Origin of the sequence: Acetobacter papayae (genome assembly GCF_047721125.1) — a bacterium.
Classification (GTDB): domain Bacteria; phylum Pseudomonadota; class Alphaproteobacteria; order Acetobacterales; family Acetobacteraceae; genus Acetobacter; species Acetobacter papayae.
In genome coordinates this window covers 59,522-75,260 of sequence record NZ_JBDNWF010000004.1, presented here as the reverse complement: position 1 = coordinate 75,260, position 15,739 = coordinate 59,522, and the positions used below count along the sequence as shown (strand labels likewise).

At 62.6% G+C, this 15,739-nt stretch carries 14 protein-coding genes; 2 read left to right on the top strand and 12 right to left on the bottom strand.

Annotated features, from left to right (window positions below):
• Positions 1–29 precede the first annotated feature (29 nt).
• From ABF757_RS02605 to ubiA, 6 genes are all read right to left on the bottom strand, one after another.
• Positions 30–767, bottom strand: a complete 738-nt coding sequence (locus tag ABF757_RS02605) for an ATP12 family chaperone protein (RefSeq protein ID WP_415480807.1) — start codon at positions 765–767, stop codon at positions 30–32.
• Positions 764–2,923 carry an AsmA family protein gene (locus tag ABF757_RS02600; RefSeq protein WP_415480806.1) on the bottom strand — a complete coding sequence of 720 codons (2,160 nt, stop codon included), beginning with the start codon at positions 2,921–2,923 and terminating at the stop codon, positions 764–766. Before ABF757_RS02600 ends, ABF757_RS02605 begins: the two co-directional genes overlap by 4 nt.
• 33 nt (positions 2,924–2,956) lie before the next feature.
• Positions 2,957–3,937 (bottom strand): RluA family pseudouridine synthase, encoded by a 981-nt coding sequence (locus ABF757_RS02595; protein ID WP_415480805.1) that lies wholly within the window; start codon positions 3,935–3,937, stop codon positions 2,957–2,959.
• Positions 3,938–3,947: 10 nt separating this feature from the next.
• Positions 3,948–5,318: a replication-associated recombination protein A gene (locus tag ABF757_RS02590; RefSeq protein ID WP_415480804.1), complete on the bottom strand. Its 1,371-nt coding sequence runs from the start codon at positions 5,316–5,318 to the stop codon at positions 3,948–3,950.
• 128 nt (positions 5,319–5,446) lie between these two features.
• Positions 5,447–6,097: a LolA family protein gene (locus ABF757_RS02585; RefSeq protein ID WP_415480836.1), complete on the bottom strand. Its 651-nt coding sequence runs from the start codon at positions 6,095–6,097 to the stop codon at positions 5,447–5,449.
• Between the two features lie 136 nt (positions 6,098–6,233).
• A complete protein-coding gene (gene ubiA / locus ABF757_RS02580; RefSeq protein WP_415480803.1) occupies positions 6,234–7,148 on the bottom strand; it encodes a 4-hydroxybenzoate octaprenyltransferase in 915 nt (304 codons plus the stop codon).
• A gap of 40 nt (positions 7,149–7,188) precedes the next feature.
• Here ubiA and ABF757_RS02575 point away from each other — a divergent pair, with 40 nt between their 5' ends.
• Positions 7,189–7,998 (top strand): 16S rRNA (uracil(1498)-N(3))-methyltransferase, encoded by an 810-nt coding sequence (locus ABF757_RS02575; RefSeq protein ID WP_415480802.1) that lies wholly within the window; start codon positions 7,189–7,191, stop codon positions 7,996–7,998.
• 69 nt (positions 7,999–8,067) lie between these two features.
• Complete coding sequence (locus tag ABF757_RS02570) at positions 8,068–9,498, top strand: glutamate--cysteine ligase (RefSeq protein WP_415480801.1); 1,431 nt, start codon at positions 8,068–8,070, stop codon at positions 9,496–9,498.
• Between the two features lie 79 nt (positions 9,499–9,577).
• Here the strand turns inward: ABF757_RS02570 and ABF757_RS02565 are convergent, their stop codons facing one another.
• The 6 genes from ABF757_RS02565 to ABF757_RS02540 all read right to left on the bottom strand — a co-directional run bounded on the left by ABF757_RS02565 (position 9,578) and on the right by ABF757_RS02540 (position 15,706).
• Positions 9,578–9,919, bottom strand: a complete 342-nt coding sequence (locus tag ABF757_RS02565; RefSeq protein ID WP_415480835.1) for a zinc ribbon domain-containing protein YjdM — start codon at positions 9,917–9,919, stop codon at positions 9,578–9,580.
• A gap of 108 nt (positions 9,920–10,027) precedes the next feature.
• Positions 10,028–11,428 (bottom strand): MFS transporter, encoded by a 1,401-nt coding sequence (locus ABF757_RS02560; RefSeq protein WP_415480800.1) that lies wholly within the window; start codon positions 11,426–11,428, stop codon positions 10,028–10,030.
• Positions 11,429–11,561: 133 nt separating this feature from the next.
• Positions 11,562–12,968, bottom strand: a complete 1,407-nt coding sequence (der, locus tag ABF757_RS02555; protein WP_025861259.1) for a ribosome biogenesis GTPase Der — start codon at positions 12,966–12,968, stop codon at positions 11,562–11,564.
• Positions 12,969–12,981: 13 nt separating this feature from the next.
• The gene (locus ABF757_RS02550) at positions 12,982–14,373 is read right to left on the bottom strand and encodes a PQQ-like beta-propeller repeat protein (protein WP_415480799.1); all 1,392 of its coding nucleotides are present in this window, start codon (positions 14,371–14,373) and stop codon (positions 12,982–12,984) included.
• A 4-nt stretch (positions 14,374–14,377) separates the two neighbouring features.
• A complete protein-coding gene (locus ABF757_RS02545) occupies positions 14,378–15,079 on the bottom strand; it encodes a tetratricopeptide repeat protein (protein ID WP_025861257.1) in 702 nt (233 codons plus the stop codon).
• A gap of 240 nt (positions 15,080–15,319) precedes the next feature.
• On the bottom strand, positions 15,320–15,706 hold the full coding sequence (locus tag ABF757_RS02540; RefSeq protein WP_415480798.1) for a hypothetical protein: 387 nt from the start codon (positions 15,704–15,706) through the stop codon (positions 15,320–15,322).
• Positions 15,707–15,739 lie beyond the last annotated feature (33 nt).

Sequence of the window (15,739 nt, the reverse complement as noted above, 5' to 3'; positions counted from 1 at the left end):
AGGCCGGGCCTAAACCGCCCCGCCATCCTTCACCCCTGACGGAACAGAACCAGAAAGCGCGCAGCGTGTTCCACTTCATCCTGCATGGCCGCCATCCGGTCCGTTACCTCGGGGTCTTCACCCCAGACAGCCATCTGCGCACGCTCGTCCAGCGTGGCGCAAGCCGCCAGCGCCGCAGGAGACGCCGCCTCGCGCAGCAGAGCCAGCCCCAGCACGAGACTACCCAGAGCAGGAGCAGCAACCCCCAGCACCGCCAGTTCGGCATCCGAACAGGCTGCCAGAGCGCCCCTCAAGGCCTCCACCGCCTGCTCCGACTGGGCCACGGGCATAACGCCCAGCGTCACCTCAAGCCGCGCGCCCGTTTCCCGGGCCAGCCAGTTCAGCCATGGATCCCATTCCGTACGCTGCCGCTCGGCCAGCGCAGGGTTTGCGGCATCGCGGTAGCATAGCAGGTCACTGCCCGCATAAGCCAGCAAGCTGGCGCGCACACCTTCACGCGCTCCCGGAATACGCTCGAGCATGGAGCCAGCAATGCCCGTTAGCGGCAGTTCCGCCGGGGTAAAGCTACCATCCGCCGTCTGGCCCGCCGCCCGCCATTCCGCAGCCAACGCCTCGGCCAGCGCGCGCGAGGGCACGCAAAGCGGCATTCTGCCCGGCAACCTGACACCCCGGCCATCAAGCTGCACGGCATAGCCATCTGCCTCCTGCACGACATCCACCTGTTTCCAGAAACGCTTACGTGCGGATGACTGCTGCGGCGCGCTCATCGGAACAGCCCCAGACCCTGCAGAAGGTTCATGATCTTTTCTCCCTTACCGCTCTTTTTTGGTGGTGCTGCTGGCCCGGCAACACCCTCCCGCACGGCGGACAGCAGAGCCGGGCAAGAATCCGCGCTGCCATCATCACCACCGATTGTCACACCATAACGCCCGCCTGCATCCGTATCCAGCGCGGGAAGTGGTGCGGACACCGTTCCACCCACCCGTATGCGCGAGGCGGCGGAAGCGGCACCAAGCTGGATACGGGGGGAAAGATGCAGGTCCAGCGCGCCGGAACCCATGGCAACACTGCCATTACCATCAAGCTGGACAAAATCGCTTTGCAGACCCAGCGGATTGATATGCGCAACATCATCGCCAAACTGCATATGCGCACCAAAGCAGCGCACCGGCATCCAGCCATTCAGGCGTGGAGCCTGCGGGCCCAGCAGCGCCTTGATAAGCGTTGCGCTAACCCCGCCATCCACCACGGAAGCACCAATATGCCCAACCAAGGTCTGCCGTCTGGTTGCCGTGTCACGACCCTGAGCCGAAACAGACCCTACAAGCAACAGATTGCCCCGCATATCCTGCGGCAGGCCAAGCCATGTCTGCACGGCGGAAAGCGGCAGCATGACCGGGTTGAGTTGCACCGCAAAATGGGGCCCGTCTGCCGCAGGCGTAATATCCACCCGGGCCGCCTGCGCAATACCACTACCCTGCGCTGCCAGCGGCGCGAGGCTGAACTGGCCCGCCTGCGCGACAACATGCGCCACCACCCCACTCCAGCCCGTGCCCTGCCATGTCAGGCTGCGGGCACTGACATCACCCACACCTGACACAGCAGCCAGAACCTGTTCAGCATCCCGCGCGGCCAGCAGCCTGAGCGTATCCGGGCTATCCACATGCGCGTTTACGCGCACACCCTGCAGGGCAGGCAAAGCGGCATCGGGGGCAAGATCTTCAAGCTCGCCCTGCATATCCAGAGCAGAATGTCCAACACCAGCCACACCGCTGACATGCAGATGCGCCGCCCCCTGCTCCAGCGACAGATCAACCGGCAGTTCCTGTGGCCGCACACTCCAGCCGCCCAGCACACCAGCCGAACCCGCGATGGAAACCGGCTGTCCGCCAACCTGCCCCACAAGATGCAGGGCCACGGGGTCTGCCGGGCTATTCGCATCCACGCTCAGGCTTGTCAGGGAGGCCCCTTGCAGCCAGCGCCCTATATCCAGCGCCCCAATACGGGCGTGCAGCCGCTGGATACCGGGCTGATCGCCCTTTCCATCCAACGCCAGATCGACCGAGACATTCTGGCCCGCAGGCAAATCCGCATGGGGGAAAAACACATTGAGGTCCGCAAGCTGGGCAAGCGACCCGCCCACCGTCAGGCGATACCCCCAGCCAGCGCCCCCCGACGCGCCCGAAGGAGACAGCGCACCATCCAGATGCGCCATACCGGCGTCACGCCCATCCACCTTCAGGGCAAGACGCAGCGCCAGAGGCAGCGGGGCCTCGCCCATGGAAAGCAGCGGGCCGGTCTGCCCGGTCAGGACAAAATGGCCGTGACCCTTTTCACCTTCCACGTTCCAGTCAGTCATTGCGCCATCCAGCCCGGTCAGGCGTGCCTGACTGAGCTTAAGCGCCCCGGTAAGATGAGCCTGTTCATCGTCCCAACTGATATCGGCCTGCGTGAGCGTGCAGTCCGACAGGCCGAAATTCCAGTGCAACTGCCCCTGCGTCGGGCCGGATGCAGCCTGAGTATCATCGCCCTGATCCTGCGTCACGGCCTGCGCCGCAGCGCTATCGGGCAGGTGATGCAGCCGCACATGGGGCTGCACGATACTGACCGAGCGAAAGATTACCCTGTGCGAAAACAGCGGCAGCAAAGAGAGGCGCGCACGCACCTGCCCGATAGCTAGCACATCCTCCCCCAGCCCTCCGGCCCCTGAAAGGGTTACGTCACGCGCCTCCACCCAAGGGTATGGCAGTATCCAGACATGCAGGGCACCAATATGGAGGCTACGCCCGGTTTTGATCTGCACGGCATCCACCAGCCGGGTGCGCAGCCAGTCCGCATCCTGTGTGGCGGATACGATGCTGCCACCGCCCACCAGCAGAACCGCTGCTCCGGCCAGCAGGCCGATTTTCCGTTTCAGACCCATCAGTGCCTCTCCGTTACTGGTACCTGGCCAGCCTTAACCGCCCCGCCGCACGGGTGCCGGGGTGCTACCCGCCGTAAACCCCAGATCGCGGAAGGTGCCGCGCATATGGGCGGGCAGTTCCGCCGTAACCGTCAGCCTGCCCCCAGCCGGGTGCGGAATTTCGAGCATGCGTGCATGCAGGTGAAGCTGGTCGGTAAAACCGGAAGGATGTGCCGTCTCGCCACCATATTTGGGATCCCCCAGAATAGGCGTGCCGAGTGATTCGCAATGCACGCGCAACTGGTGAGTACGCCCCGTCAACGGCGAGAGCTCGAGCCATGAGAACCGGCGCCCCGCCGAATCCAGAACCTGATAGGCCGAACGTGCCGACTGGGCATCCTTGTCCGTACGGTCAGCGGCAACGGTAATCGCCCCCGGCCCCACACCAAGGCGCGCCAGCGGCTGGTCGATCTCGCCCGATTGCGGGTCCGGCCTGCCTACCACTACGGCCCAGTAAACCTTGTGCACGTCACGCCCCCGGAAAGACGCCGCCAGCCGCGCCGCCACACCGGGGGTGCGCGCCAGCAACAGCAGGCCCGACGTGTCACGGTCAATCCGGTGCACAAGGCGCGGGCGTGGGTCATCCCCTTCGCGCAGGCCGTCGAGCATCATATCGACATGCTTGGTAATGCCCGGACCGCCCTGCACCGGCAGCCCCGCAGGCTTGTTCAGCACGATAACCTGCGCATCCTGATAGATAACCATGCCCCGGATTTCGCGCACCAGACGCTCATCAAGCGGGCGCGGCACATCGCGCGCGGGTTTGGCCGCCATGGGAATAGGCGGCACGCGCACGCTCTGCCCGGGCTCAAGCCGGGTTGAGGCCTCAACCCGGCGGCCATCCACCCGGATCTGCCCCGTGCGGCACAGTTTCTGCAGCCCGCCCTGTGTCAGGTGCGGGTAATGACGGCGGAAATAACGGTCAAGGCGGATACCGGCCTCATCTTCCGTTACGCTCAAAGTGACAACGCTCATGCTGCGATATTCACGACTGGCGCCGTTCGCGCAAGCGTGACCATGCTTCAAGCCTGTGGCGGACATCCCTTTCATACCCCCTGTCGGTGGGAACATAGAAGGTCTGCCGCCGCATACCCTGTGGGAAATAGTCCTGACCTGAAAAGCCTTCTTCGCTATCGTGGTCGTATTCATACCCCTTGCCGTAGCCAATATCCTGCATGAGCCGCGTAGGGGCGTTGAGAATATGGGCCGGGGGCATCAGGCTGCCGGTTGCGCGTGCTGCACGACGCGCCACGTTATAGGCCTTGTAGGCGGCGTTGGATTTGGGAGCGGTTGCCAGATGCACCACAAGCTGCGCCAGAGCCAACTCCCCCTCCGGCGAGCCCAGACGCTCATATGTCTCCCACGCCGAAACCGCCAGTGGCAGGGCATGCGGATCAGCCATCCCCACATCCTCGGTGGCAAAGCGTGTGAGCCTGCGCGCCAGATAACGCGGGTCCTCTCCGCCTTCGAGCATACGGGCAAACCAGTACAGCGCTGCATCGGGGTCTGAACCGCGCAGAGACTTATGCAGCGCGGAAATCAGATTGTAATGCTCTTCGCGGTCCCGGTCATACAGGATGGCGCGGCGCGCGAGCAGTCTGGCAAGCGCCTTGGAATCCAGCACCGCTCCGTCCCTGAGGCTGAGAATCTGCTCCACCATGTTCAGCAGGTAACGACCATCACCATCCGCCATGGCGCGCAGGGTGGCGCGGGCATCTTCCGTCAGGGGCAGGGTCACGTTTTCGGCCTGCTCGGCACGGGCCAGCAGGGCTTCCATTGCCGCATCATCCAGCCGGTTCAGCACCATCACCTGACAGCGCGACAGCAGGGCGGAGTTGAGGGCGAAGGACGGATTTTCCGTGGTCGCTCCCACCAGAACCACCGTGCCATCTTCCACTACCGGCAGAAAGCCATCCTGCTGGGCGCGGTTGAAACGGTGGATTTCGTCCACGAACAGCAGCGTGGCGCCTCCGGTCTCGGCCCGCCTGCGGGCTGTCTCAAACGCTTTTTTAAGATCGGCCACACCGGAGAACACGGCGGAAAGCTGCACAAAGGTGAGCCCCGCAGCCTTGGCCAGCAACCGGGCAATGGTGGTTTTACCCACACCCGGCCCGCCCCACAGGATCAGGCTGGCTAGCGAACCGCGCTCAAGCATGCGGCTGAGTGCGCCCTCCGGCCCAAGCAGATGCCCCTGCCCCACCACATCCGCCAGGGTGGCCGGGCGCAACCGGTCGGCCAGAGGCTGTGTGAGGGCTGAAGCGGTAGACTCGGCTCCAACCGCGCCTTTTTCCTGCGGCGGCGCGTCGGCACCGAAAAGGTCATCTCCCGCCAAAGGGGTATCGCGCCGTGCCGCCATGGCTGAAGATCCTGCTGCCTCTAAAGTTCAATCCAGACATACCATGCCAGCCGATACAGGCATGGGCCTCGCCCCTTCTATATCACAATGCGGGGCCGGCTTTTCCAGTGCTCTTACGGCCTAAGCGCCTAGTCCGGCTGCTGTGGCAGCACGAACAGGCTGTCTGCCAGCGTCAATCCCGAGCGGATATCCGACAGGGTTACACGGGTCTGGCGCGCCTGCGCATCGGTCACGCTCCATGCCACAAGGGCCAGCGGCTTTTCGCGGAAAACCAGCGTCAGGCTACCATCACCAGGGGCGGAGGTGCGCACCAGTGTCACCTGCACCAACCCGCTATCGCGGATGAAATCCGTAACCGTCACATCACCCGACAGGCTGATATGCTCACGCAGCAGCAGCCCCAGCGGCGTGCGGTCGATAGGGATAACCGTTGTCTGGTCAAGCTGGTTGTCCCGGAACACGACCTTGCCATCTGCCGCCACCAGCAGCAGTGGAGAGGGCGCATCATAGGCCAGACGCATCCGCCCCGGTCGCCTCATCCATACCGTGCCTGTTTCGGTCTTGCCCGTGGAATCAACCTGACGGATCCGCGCCTGAAAGGTGCTCTGGCGGTTCAGTTCCTGCTCGATTTTATCCAGCAGTGCCTTGTCCTGCGGTGACAGCACAACACTGACCGGGCCGGAAGGAGCCGCCATGGCTGGGCTGTCTACGGTTGAAACCGCAATACTACCCTCATCGGCCCCGGCCGCCAGTGCGGGCGTGCCGCTGGCGGCCAGCAGGGCGCACAGGCCGACCGACAGAAGCCAGCTCTGCCGCGTTGTGGGCAAGGCAGGAGCACGGGCGGAAAGAAAAGAAAATATGTCCACGCGGTTCGCTTCCTTACCGTCTGTCTTAAAGCCGTTTCAACTGGCAGCCTTATGCACGCCACAGCCCTGCAAGCAGGGCAAGAGCGACCGCCAGACCGATTTCCCGGTTCGCACGGAACTGGCGCAGGCACAAGACCGGATCCGCCGGGTTAACCCGCAGCGCCTGATACCCCAGCAGACAGGCAGGCAGCAGCAGCACAGGCCAGAACAGCCCACCCAGACCGGCCAGAAAACCCGCAACGCCCAGCAACAGCACCATGCCCGCATAACAGGCGGCAATAAAGCTGCGGGCATGCCCTACCATAAGCCGGGAGGTGGATTTGACGCCAATGCGGGCATCATCCTCCATATCCTGAAAGCCGTAGATCGTATCAAAACCAAGCTGCCACAGAATGGTGGCCCCATACAGGGCGGCCTGTGCCCATGAGAGAGAACCCGCCGCCGCCGCATAGCCCATGGGCGCGCCAAACCCGAAGGTAAAGCCCATGACAAGCTGCGGCCACCATGTCAGCCGCTTGGCCAGCGGGTAAAACGCCACCAGCGCGAGAGAAGACACCCCCAGCACCCAGCTCAGCGGATTGAGCTGCACCAGAACGGCCAGCCCCGCCAAGAGCAGAAACGCCAGAAACGCCACAGCCTGTTTCATGCCCAGCGCACCACAGGCCAGCGGCCGCCCCGCCGTGCGGCTGACCTGACGGTCGATATCGCGGTCCCACATATCGTTGACCACGCACCCTGCCGCCCTCATGACCAGACTGCCGATACCAAACAGCACGATCAGCCGCAGCCGCTGCACTGGTGCCAACTCTGCATTCTGTGGCAGCAGAATACCCCATATGCCCGGCAGCCAGAGCAGCCATGTGCCAACCGGCCTGTCCAGCCGCGCCAGCAGGGCATAAGGGCGCATGCCGCGCGGCAGACGGGAAATCCACCCTGTAGCCCGTATATCGGTATGCTGGTTCATGGCTGATACGGCATGAAAGCCCCTTTCGGCTGGCGTGTGAATGCTGCCCCCCCTCTATGCCATAAAGAGCCAGCATGCCATAAGCATGCGGATCATGACCGGCTTTACCCAGCTTCCGCGTCTTTACACGCCTCCTGAAGTCCTGCCCCCCGGCGGGCAGGAGGCGCTGTGCCCGATGCCTGCCGAACAGGCGCGCTATCTGGGCACGGTTCTGCGCCGCACGGCAGGCGATACGGTGCGCCTGTTCAATGCGCAGGCAGGCGAGTGGCTGGCCAGTATAGCCGATATCCGCAAGGACAAGGGGCACTTCCGCCTTGAGCGCCCTCTGCGCCCGGCCCTTGCACAACCCACACTTATTCTGGCCTTCGCACTCCTCAAGCGCGATGCCACCGATCTCGTGCTACGCATGGGCACGGAACTGGGTGTGACGCAGTTTCTGCCGGTCATAACCGAACGCACCAACAGCCACCGCGTCAATCTGGAGCGACTGCACGCCATCGCCACCGAGGCGGCCGAACAGTGCGAGCGGCTGGATATACCCGCTGTTAACGCGCCAGCGCCCCTTGCCTCGCTCATCGGGTCATGGCCTGCGGATCATACGCTGTTTGTCGCCATGGAGCGCATGAACGCGGCCCCTGCCCGCACTCTGGCAGAGGCACGCGAGGCCGATGGCCTACTGATCGGCCCCGAAGGCGGCTGGAGCGAGGCCGAAAGCCAGATGCTGGCAAAACGCGCCTTTGTCGCCCCCATATCGCTCGGTTCTCTGGTACTACGAGCCGATACCGCGGTTGCCGCCGGGCTGGCCCTCATGGGGGGTGGCTTGCGCTCGGGAACCGTTTTGTCACAATAACGTGTCAGTCATGCCTTGCGCGTCCTGCTGCGGGGCTTTTTCTTATGCAGGCAATTTTAGGGAACTCTCATGTCCAACCCCGGCGCGGCAGACGAAACCCCCATCCGCTCAGTCAGTGCTCTGGCCGAACTCCTCGCGCAGGGCTGCAAACCGCGTGAGGCGTGGCGCATTGGCACCGAGCACGAGAAATTTGGCTTTATCCGCCCTGAAACGGCGGCCAGCGAGTCTTCTCCCTATCCCGGCCTGTCTGCCTATGCCACGCCCCCCTATGCCCCCGAAGGCATTGAGGCACTGCTCAAGTCGCTACAGAAATCCGAGCCCGATGACTGGACCTCGGTTCTGGATGGCTCGCACATTATCGGGCTGAAAGGCCGGGGCGAACTGGCAGGTGCCGCCATTTCGCTTGAGCCTGCGGGACAGTTCGAGCTTTCGGGCGCGCCGCTGCGCTCCTTGCACGAAACCGCGCGGGAACTGCGCGCGCACCTGGACAGCACCCGCCCGCTGGCACGCAAGCTGGGCCTTGGCTTTGCCCCGCTCGGCTTTCACCCCACCGCCACCCGCGCCGAAATGCCATGGATGCCCAAGTCGCGCTACGCGATCATGCGCGACTACATGCCCAAGGTCGGCAGCATGGGGCTGGACATGATGCAGCGCACCTGCACCGTGCAGGTCAACCTCGATTTCGGCTCCGAGCAGGACATGATCCGCAAGATGCGTGTGTCCATGGCGTTGCAGCCCGTTGCCACGGCCCTGTTCGCCAACTCGCCTTTCAAGGAAGGCAAGCCGAACAATTTCCTGTCCAACCGCGCGCAGGTCTGGACAGATACCGACAATGCCCGCTCCGGCATGCCCGCCTGTGTGTTTGAATCCGATTTCGGCTTTGAGCGCTATGTGGAATGGGTGCTGGACGTACCGATGTATTTCGTCATGCGTGATGGCAAGATGCACAACGTGGCGGGCCGCTCCTTCCGTGCGTGGCTCAATGGCGACAGGCAGGACGGTCTTGAAGACTTCCGCCCCACCATGGGCGATTTTGAAGACCACCTGACAACCGCCTTCCCCGATGTGCGGCTCAAGCAGTTCCTTGAAATGCGCGGGGCCGATGCTGGCTCCCCCGATATGATGCAGGCACTCTCCGCCCTGTGGACAGGACTGCTCTATGACGACGCCTCCCTTGAAGCCGCATGGGAGCTGGTTCGTTCCTACCCGTGGGAAGACTATGTAAAGCTGCGTAGCCTTGTGCCGATGATGGGGCTTGATACGCCTTGGGGCGAAGGCACCGTGCGCGATCTTGCTGCCCAGATGATCGCCATTGCCATGGACGGTCTGCAAAGCCGTGACATCGTGGATGAGGAAAGTCAGGCAACGGAGTGGATTTACCTAGCTCCGCTGACAGCACTCGTGGCCGGGGCTCCCACGCAGGCCGAGCACTGGCTGGAACGCTATTACGGCGCGTGGCAGGGCGATACGAGCCGCATTTTCCTAGAAAGCGAAATCTAACCTCAAAAAAAAGCCCGGCTACCTGCCGGGCTTTTTCATAACTATCCATGCACAGGCAAACCCCGCATGGACAGGGCTTTCAGGCTTTTTTCACGAACTCGGATTTCAGGTTCATTTCACCCAGTCCCGTAATCCGGCAAGCGATGTTGTGGCCACCGCCGCCATCCACCAGACGAATGCCGCGCACCTTGGTACCGCCCTTGATAACCTGCGATGCCCCCTTGATTTTGAGGTCCTTGATAACCGTCACGCTATCACCATCCGCCAGAACCGTGCCGTTGGCATCTTTTACGACGGCCTGAGCCTCGTCCTCTGCCTGATCGACGGGCGCATTCGCGCTCCATTCATGCCCGCATTCGGGGCAGACCCACAGCCCTCCGTCCTCATAAGGATGTTCGGACGAGCAATGTGGGCAGTGCATTTCCATGATGAAAACAAGCCTTCTTTCTAAAGAGAAAGAAACACCCTACAGGAACGCGGCCTGCCGGAAAATCCCTGCCCCGTATCTGAATGAGCCCTTACCCGCAGTTCAGGCCGATACCCTGACCAAAAGACGGCTGGCGCTAATCAAGGCTGCTGTCAGCGCCACACAGGCGGCCATTAGCAAGCAGTCATGGGTTGCGGAGGTTGTGAACAGGCCAAAAAATGCCGCCACCCCCATAGCCCCAACTGTCTGCCCCGCCTGCCGCGCCACCTGCACCATGCCACTGGCCCCACCAGCGCGCAGGGCGGGAGCCGATACCATCATGGCGCGATTGTTCGGAGGCTGGAAAAAACCAAACCCCCAGCCCGCAATCGCTGTTCGCCACACAATATCCCACACAGCCGGGTGGGCTGGCAGTTGCCAGAGCAACAGAAAGCCACAGGCCGTAATGCTGAGCCCGATGGAAGACAGCACACCGGCCTCATACCGATCCGCCACACGGCGGATTACCGGGGCGGAAAGCAGAATACCAATCGGCCATGGTGTAATGAGCAGCCCTGTCTGGGCCGAAGACAGACCCAACGTATCATGCAGCATGAACGGCATGGAAACGATATAGAAATTCGATGCCACAAAACCGGCAAAACCACTGATAAACGCCAGCGTAAAAGCAGGAGTGCACAGCAGGTCCACCGGTAGGATGGGATGTGGCACATGCCGCTCACGCCGTGCCAGCACTACCCCTGCGGCAAGCCCGGCCACCAGCAGCAGGCAGGAGAGCAACACCCCCTGCTGGTGCGCCAATGAATCCCCGCCCATAACGCACAGGCCAAATGCCAGCATGCACAAAAGACTGCCGGTTCTGTCAGGCATGGCATCGGTGCGGGGGGTATCCGGCAAGGCAAATGCCGCAACACCTAGCGCCAGCGCGCCCATAGGCAGATTGATCCAGAACAGCCATGGCCATGAACCCATGGTCAGGATAACAGCCGCAGCCGTTGGCCCCATGGCAACGCCCAGCGCCACCACTACACCATTAAGGGCAACCCCTCGCCCGATTTCCGCATGGGGATAGATAAAACGCACCAGAGCAATATTCACGCTCATGATGCACGCACCGCCAATGCCCTGCAAAACCCGCGCCATGGCCAGAAAAGGCAGGTTGGTGGCCACCGCGCACAGCAGCGAGGCCAGCATGAACAGCACAATGCCCGCCCGGCATAGTCGGGCAAAACCCACACGGCTACCCAGTGCTGCCAGCGGCAGCAGCGTAACCAGACTGGCCATCTGATAGGCATTAACCACCCAGATAGACGCGGAAGATGAGGCATGCAGGTCGCGCGCTATATCGGGCAACGCCACATTGGCAATGGCGTAATCCAGCAGAGCGAGGAAAACCGACAGCGCCACAGCGAGCATAGCCCAGCCACGAGCCGCACCGTACAGACCACTGGAGCCTGAAGCCGCACCGGGTTGGGCGGGTGTCGCCACGTCCTGCGTATTCATGCCTGATTTCGCCTCCTGCGTTGCGTGCCCGCATAACCAGAGCCCGCGTCAGGCTTTTCCTGCGCGCCGTATGGTCTGATCAGGGCGGAACAGGGTCAGGCGGTTAAAAAAAACCTGACCCCGCCGGAACGGCTCAGCGATCCGCGTAAGGGTTTTTAGTGCCTCGGGTCTGCAGGCGGATAGGCACGCCCGGCAGGTCGAAGGTCTCACGCAGGCCATTGACCAGATACCGCTTGTAATCCTCAGGCATCTGCTCGGCCCGTGTGCCGAAAATGACAAAAGTAGGAGGCCGCGCCTTGACCTGCGTCATATAACGCAGCTTCAGCCTCTTGCCGTTAACGAGCGGCGGCTGGTGGCGTTCCTGCATATCCTCAAACCAGCGGTTAAGCTCGCCTGTGGGAATGCGTGCGTTCCACACGGTCCACGCCTCCCGCACTGCGGGCAGCAGCTTATGCACGGCTACACCAGTCAGGGCCGAGAATGTGACCACCGGCACGCCACGCATCTGCGCCAGCGAAATGCTCAACCGATCCAGAATGGCCTTGCGGGTTTCCGCCCTGTCTTCCACCGCGTCCCATTTATTGAGGGCGAGAACACAGGCCCGTCCCTCACGCTCGATCAGCCGTGCGATCTGGAGATCCTGTTCCTGCACACCCAGCGTGGCATCCAGCACGAGAATGGCCACTTCCGCCATTTTCAGTGCCTCGATGGAAGCCGAGACGGACATTTTCTCCAGCGTTTCGTCAATACGGGCCTTTTTGCGCAGGCCCGCCGTATCGACGATCTCGAACGTGTCGTCCCCATCATGCAGGGTCACGGCGATGGAATCGCGTGTCAGCCCCGGTTCGGGGCCGGTAATCATACGCTCCTCACCCAGCAGGGTATTGAGCAGCGTGGACTTGCCCGCATTAGGCCGCCCCACAATCGCTACGCGCATCGGCCCCGGCGGGCGGGCATCTGCCTCAGCGTCCGGGTCTTCTGGCAGTTCCTCTTCCTCCGGTTCGCTGCTGGCGAACTGGGGCAGGCGCTCGGCAATTTCCCACATCAGGTCTGTCACGCCTTCGCCGTGCTCGGCGGACAGCGCTACAGGCTCACCCAGACCAAGGGCATAGGCTTCCAGCGCAGAGGCCGTGCCCTGCCGCCCTTCGGCCTTGTTGGCCAGCAGCAGCACCGGCCGGTTCTGGCGGCGTATCCACTGGGCGAAGTGTTCATCCGCCGGGGTAATGCCTGCACGCGCATCGATGCAGAACAGAACCAGATCCGCCTCATGCACCGCACTTTCGGACGAGGCACGCATACGACCGAACAGGCTGTCCGGGGCGGCTTCTTCCAGCCCGGCGGTGTCGATCAGGCGTATATGCCGCCCGCGCACCAGAGCCACCCCTTCCTTACGGTCACGGGTCACACCGGGCGTATCCGCCACCAGCGCCTGCCTGCGGCCTACCAGGCGGTTGAAAAGGGTCGATTTACCCACATTAGGCCGCCCCGCGATAACCACCACCGGCAGGTCTCCGGTAGGCAGCGGCGCCGGGGGGCGCATGGGTTTGTAGCGATCAGCCATAGGAACGCAGATATCCTTCATTCGTGGCGATCAACATCTGGCCGTCCACTATAATCGGCGCCATGCAGGCCGGGCTGTCCATGGCATCCACTGAAATAATCCGGCCGGTTGCCGGATCAACCCGCACCATACCGTTTTCGGGCAGGGTGCTCAGACATACAAGCTGGCCACCCGCCAGAACCGGGCCAAACCAGGTGACGATATCCTTATCCGTATCCAGCTTGCGGAAACGGCGGAACTGCGTGATCCAGCGCACATGGCCGGACAGCCGATCCAGACAGGCAAGCTGCTGGTCGAGCGAAAGCACGAACAGCCAGTCACCCACGATCAGGATATTGTTCAGGCTGGCAACCGAGCGCTCCCACACGCGCCGCCCGGTGCGGATATCCACCGCCGCCAGAACCTGCGCCATGCTGACCGCATACACCACGCTACCCACGATAACGGGCAGGCCGCGCACACAGGACAGATTAAGCGTGCTGGCCTGACTGTTCACGTTGCCAAGCATTTCAGACCAGACAACCTCGCCACTTTCCGCACGGAACGCAACAAGATCACCCCCGCCGAAACCAGCCACCACCACGCCATTGGCAAAAGCCGGAGCCGGCTGGCCAAAGACCGTGGTTTCGACCGTTGTGGCCGCATAGCTCCAGAGCTGGCGGCCTGTCGCGGCATCCAGCGCAAAAAACCGTTCGTCTATGGTCCCGAAGAACACACGCCCTTCGGCAATGGTGGGGGCGGAACGACCGGGTGTGCCGATATCGGTACGCCACTTGACCTTGCCAGTGGCAACATTCACCGCCAGCGCCTGAGACACGCCATCAACAATATAGAGCGTATCGCCATCGACACCCAGACCACCGCCCAGATTGCTGGACTGAAGCTTTTTGGGCCGCGGGTTGAATGTCCATTCATGGCGCATGCCGGGCCATGAAAACGCCCGGATAACACCCTGCGCATCCATCATGAACAGGCGGCCATCATGCACGATGGGCTGGGACTGAATAATACCCCGCCCGAGCGAGCCCAGCGCTGCCCATGCCAGCAGGCTCGGTTCGGAAATACCGGCCCCGATGCTCCTGCGCCAGCGGGCATGCAGCCCACCCCATGCGTAATTGCTGCTGGTATGTTCAGGCACGCGGCCATTGATCGGCCATTCCGACACAGTGATGGGGGCCGGCATGGTAATGGCGGTCTTGTCTTCCTTGTCCACCACCAGCGCCTCGCCGGAGGACAGGATATCCGTCCTGTGGCCAACCAGCGGCACTTTCTTGTCGTCATCATCGCAGCCTGTGAGAACAGGAGCGATGGCACCAGCCACCAGCAGGCCGCGGCGAGTCAATCCATTACGGTGGGGCTGGCCCGGCATTGTTTTGCTGCTCATGCTCTTATCCTGCTGACGGGTCGAGGGCCTGCATCATGTCCTGCGCGCGGCTCCGCACGCCTCCGGGCAGATCAGGCTGGGCCATTAGGGCCGCAAATTTCCGGCGCGCATCGTCAATATGCCCTTCACGCACATCCAGCAGGGCCAGTGCCTCGGTGGCCAGACCGTACCAAGGCTGATCCTTGCCGGACAGAACGGACAGGCGCGAGCGCAGTTCCGCCGGATTTGCGGTGTCGAGCTGCTGGCGGCACCACAGGAGCGAGGCCAGATCACGCAGCAGGCGCGGCGCGTTTTCATCGGCCTGCACGCTATCCCATGCAGCAAGAGCTGCTTTTGTATCGCCCCGTGCCGCCTGCATGCCCGCTTCCTGCAGGCGGGCCATGACAGCCACACCATCAGGAGCCTGCTTAGCGAGTTCGCGCAGGGTATCGAGCCCCGTCTGCGCCGTCTTGCTCAGGGCAACAGGGGCCGTTGCACCATCCATCGGGGCTGGGAGATTGCTTGTCTGGTTCAGGGCGGTCAGATACGCGCCTGTCGCTTTCTGGCGCTCAACCTTGAGTTGGTTCACATGCCATGCCCAGCCGCCGCCAGCAGCAGCCACGGCCACAACCGCCGCCGCAGCCAGCCCGGCATATCGCCACGCTACACGACGCAGACGCTCGGCCCGCAGAGCGTCATCCACTTCCCTGAAAAGATCCTCTGACACGTTCCGGCCTGTCCTGTTTCCTGAATCCGCGCTGTCGCTTCGCGCAGTACTCGCCTGATACCCGCATATCTGCCCCAGCCAGCGACATCACACAAGGCGCAAAGCCCCATGCGCGGCAAAGCAGCCCACGCTCCGCCATGCCAATAGGGGCTTTCCACCCAAGGTCAGAGCTGTTTTGCCCCGGCCATGCTTTCAGCCCAAAAGGCAGATCAGGGGCACAGGCCGGGGCGTTTTTTTTCGTTACTGCGCGGCTTTCTGCAGGCGCGCGCTGCCTGCCTTGAGCGTTGCGGTCAGTTTTTCAAAATTGCCGGCAATCCGCTTCTGCACAGCAGAACTACTGTCATGCACGAACGAGATGCGGTCCTTTGCATCCTCGCTGATGGCGGTTTCTTCATGCAGGGCCGAACGCACAACGCAACTGTTATAGGCGCGGGCTTCCTTCTGGTAAGCGCTCACCTTATCCACGGAGGCGTTGTAACGCTCCACGGTGGAAACATCTACGGCGGGGGCTGTTGGCTCATCGCCGCAGTTCTGCGGCACCCATACATGCCCGGCGGCCTGAGCGGGGGCCACACCCCAGCCACAGGCCAGAACCACGCCAGCAAGCAGAGCAGTCTTTTTTTTCATGATCCCGTTTTCTCCACACATGATCGGAGGCTT

Excerpts from the sequence above, each read along its gene's own strand:
- ABF757_RS02540 (WP_415480798.1), bottom strand. The coding sequence starts at position 15,706 with ATGAAAAAAAAGACTGCTCTGCTTGCTGGCGTGGTTCTGGCCTGTGGC.
- ABF757_RS02550 (WP_415480799.1), bottom strand. The coding sequence starts at position 14,373 with ATGAGCAGCAAAACAATGCCGGGCCAGCCCCACCGTAATGGATTGACT.
- ABF757_RS02605 (WP_415480807.1), bottom strand. The coding sequence starts at position 767 with ATGAGCGCGCCGCAGCAGTCATCCGCACGTAAGCGTTTCTGGAAACAG.
- der (WP_025861259.1), bottom strand. The coding sequence starts at position 12,968 with ATGCGCCCCCCGGCGCCGCTGCCTACCGGAGACCTGCCGGTGGTGGTT.
- ABF757_RS02575 (WP_415480802.1), top strand. The coding sequence starts at position 7,189 with ATGCTGCCCCCCCTCTATGCCATAAAGAGCCAGCATGCCATAAGCATG.
- ABF757_RS02595 (WP_415480805.1), bottom strand. The coding sequence starts at position 3,937 with ATGAGCGTTGTCACTTTGAGCGTAACGGAAGATGAGGCCGGTATCCGC.
- ubiA (WP_415480803.1), bottom strand. The coding sequence starts at position 7,148 with ATGAACCAGCATACCGATATACGGGCTACAGGGTGGATTTCCCGTCTG.
- ABF757_RS02600 (WP_415480806.1), bottom strand. The coding sequence starts at position 2,923 with ATGGGTCTGAAACGGAAAATCGGCCTGCTGGCCGGAGCAGCGGTTCTG.
- ABF757_RS02565 (WP_415480835.1), bottom strand. The coding sequence starts at position 9,919 with ATGCACTGCCCACATTGCTCGTCCGAACATCCTTATGAGGACGGAGGG.
- ABF757_RS02560 (WP_415480800.1), bottom strand. The coding sequence starts at position 11,428 with ATGAATACGCAGGACGTGGCGACACCCGCCCAACCCGGTGCGGCTTCA.
- ABF757_RS02570 (WP_415480801.1), top strand. The coding sequence starts at position 8,068 with ATGTCCAACCCCGGCGCGGCAGACGAAACCCCCATCCGCTCAGTCAGT.
- ABF757_RS02590 (WP_415480804.1), bottom strand. The coding sequence starts at position 5,318 with ATGGCGGCACGGCGCGATACCCCTTTGGCGGGAGATGACCTTTTCGGT.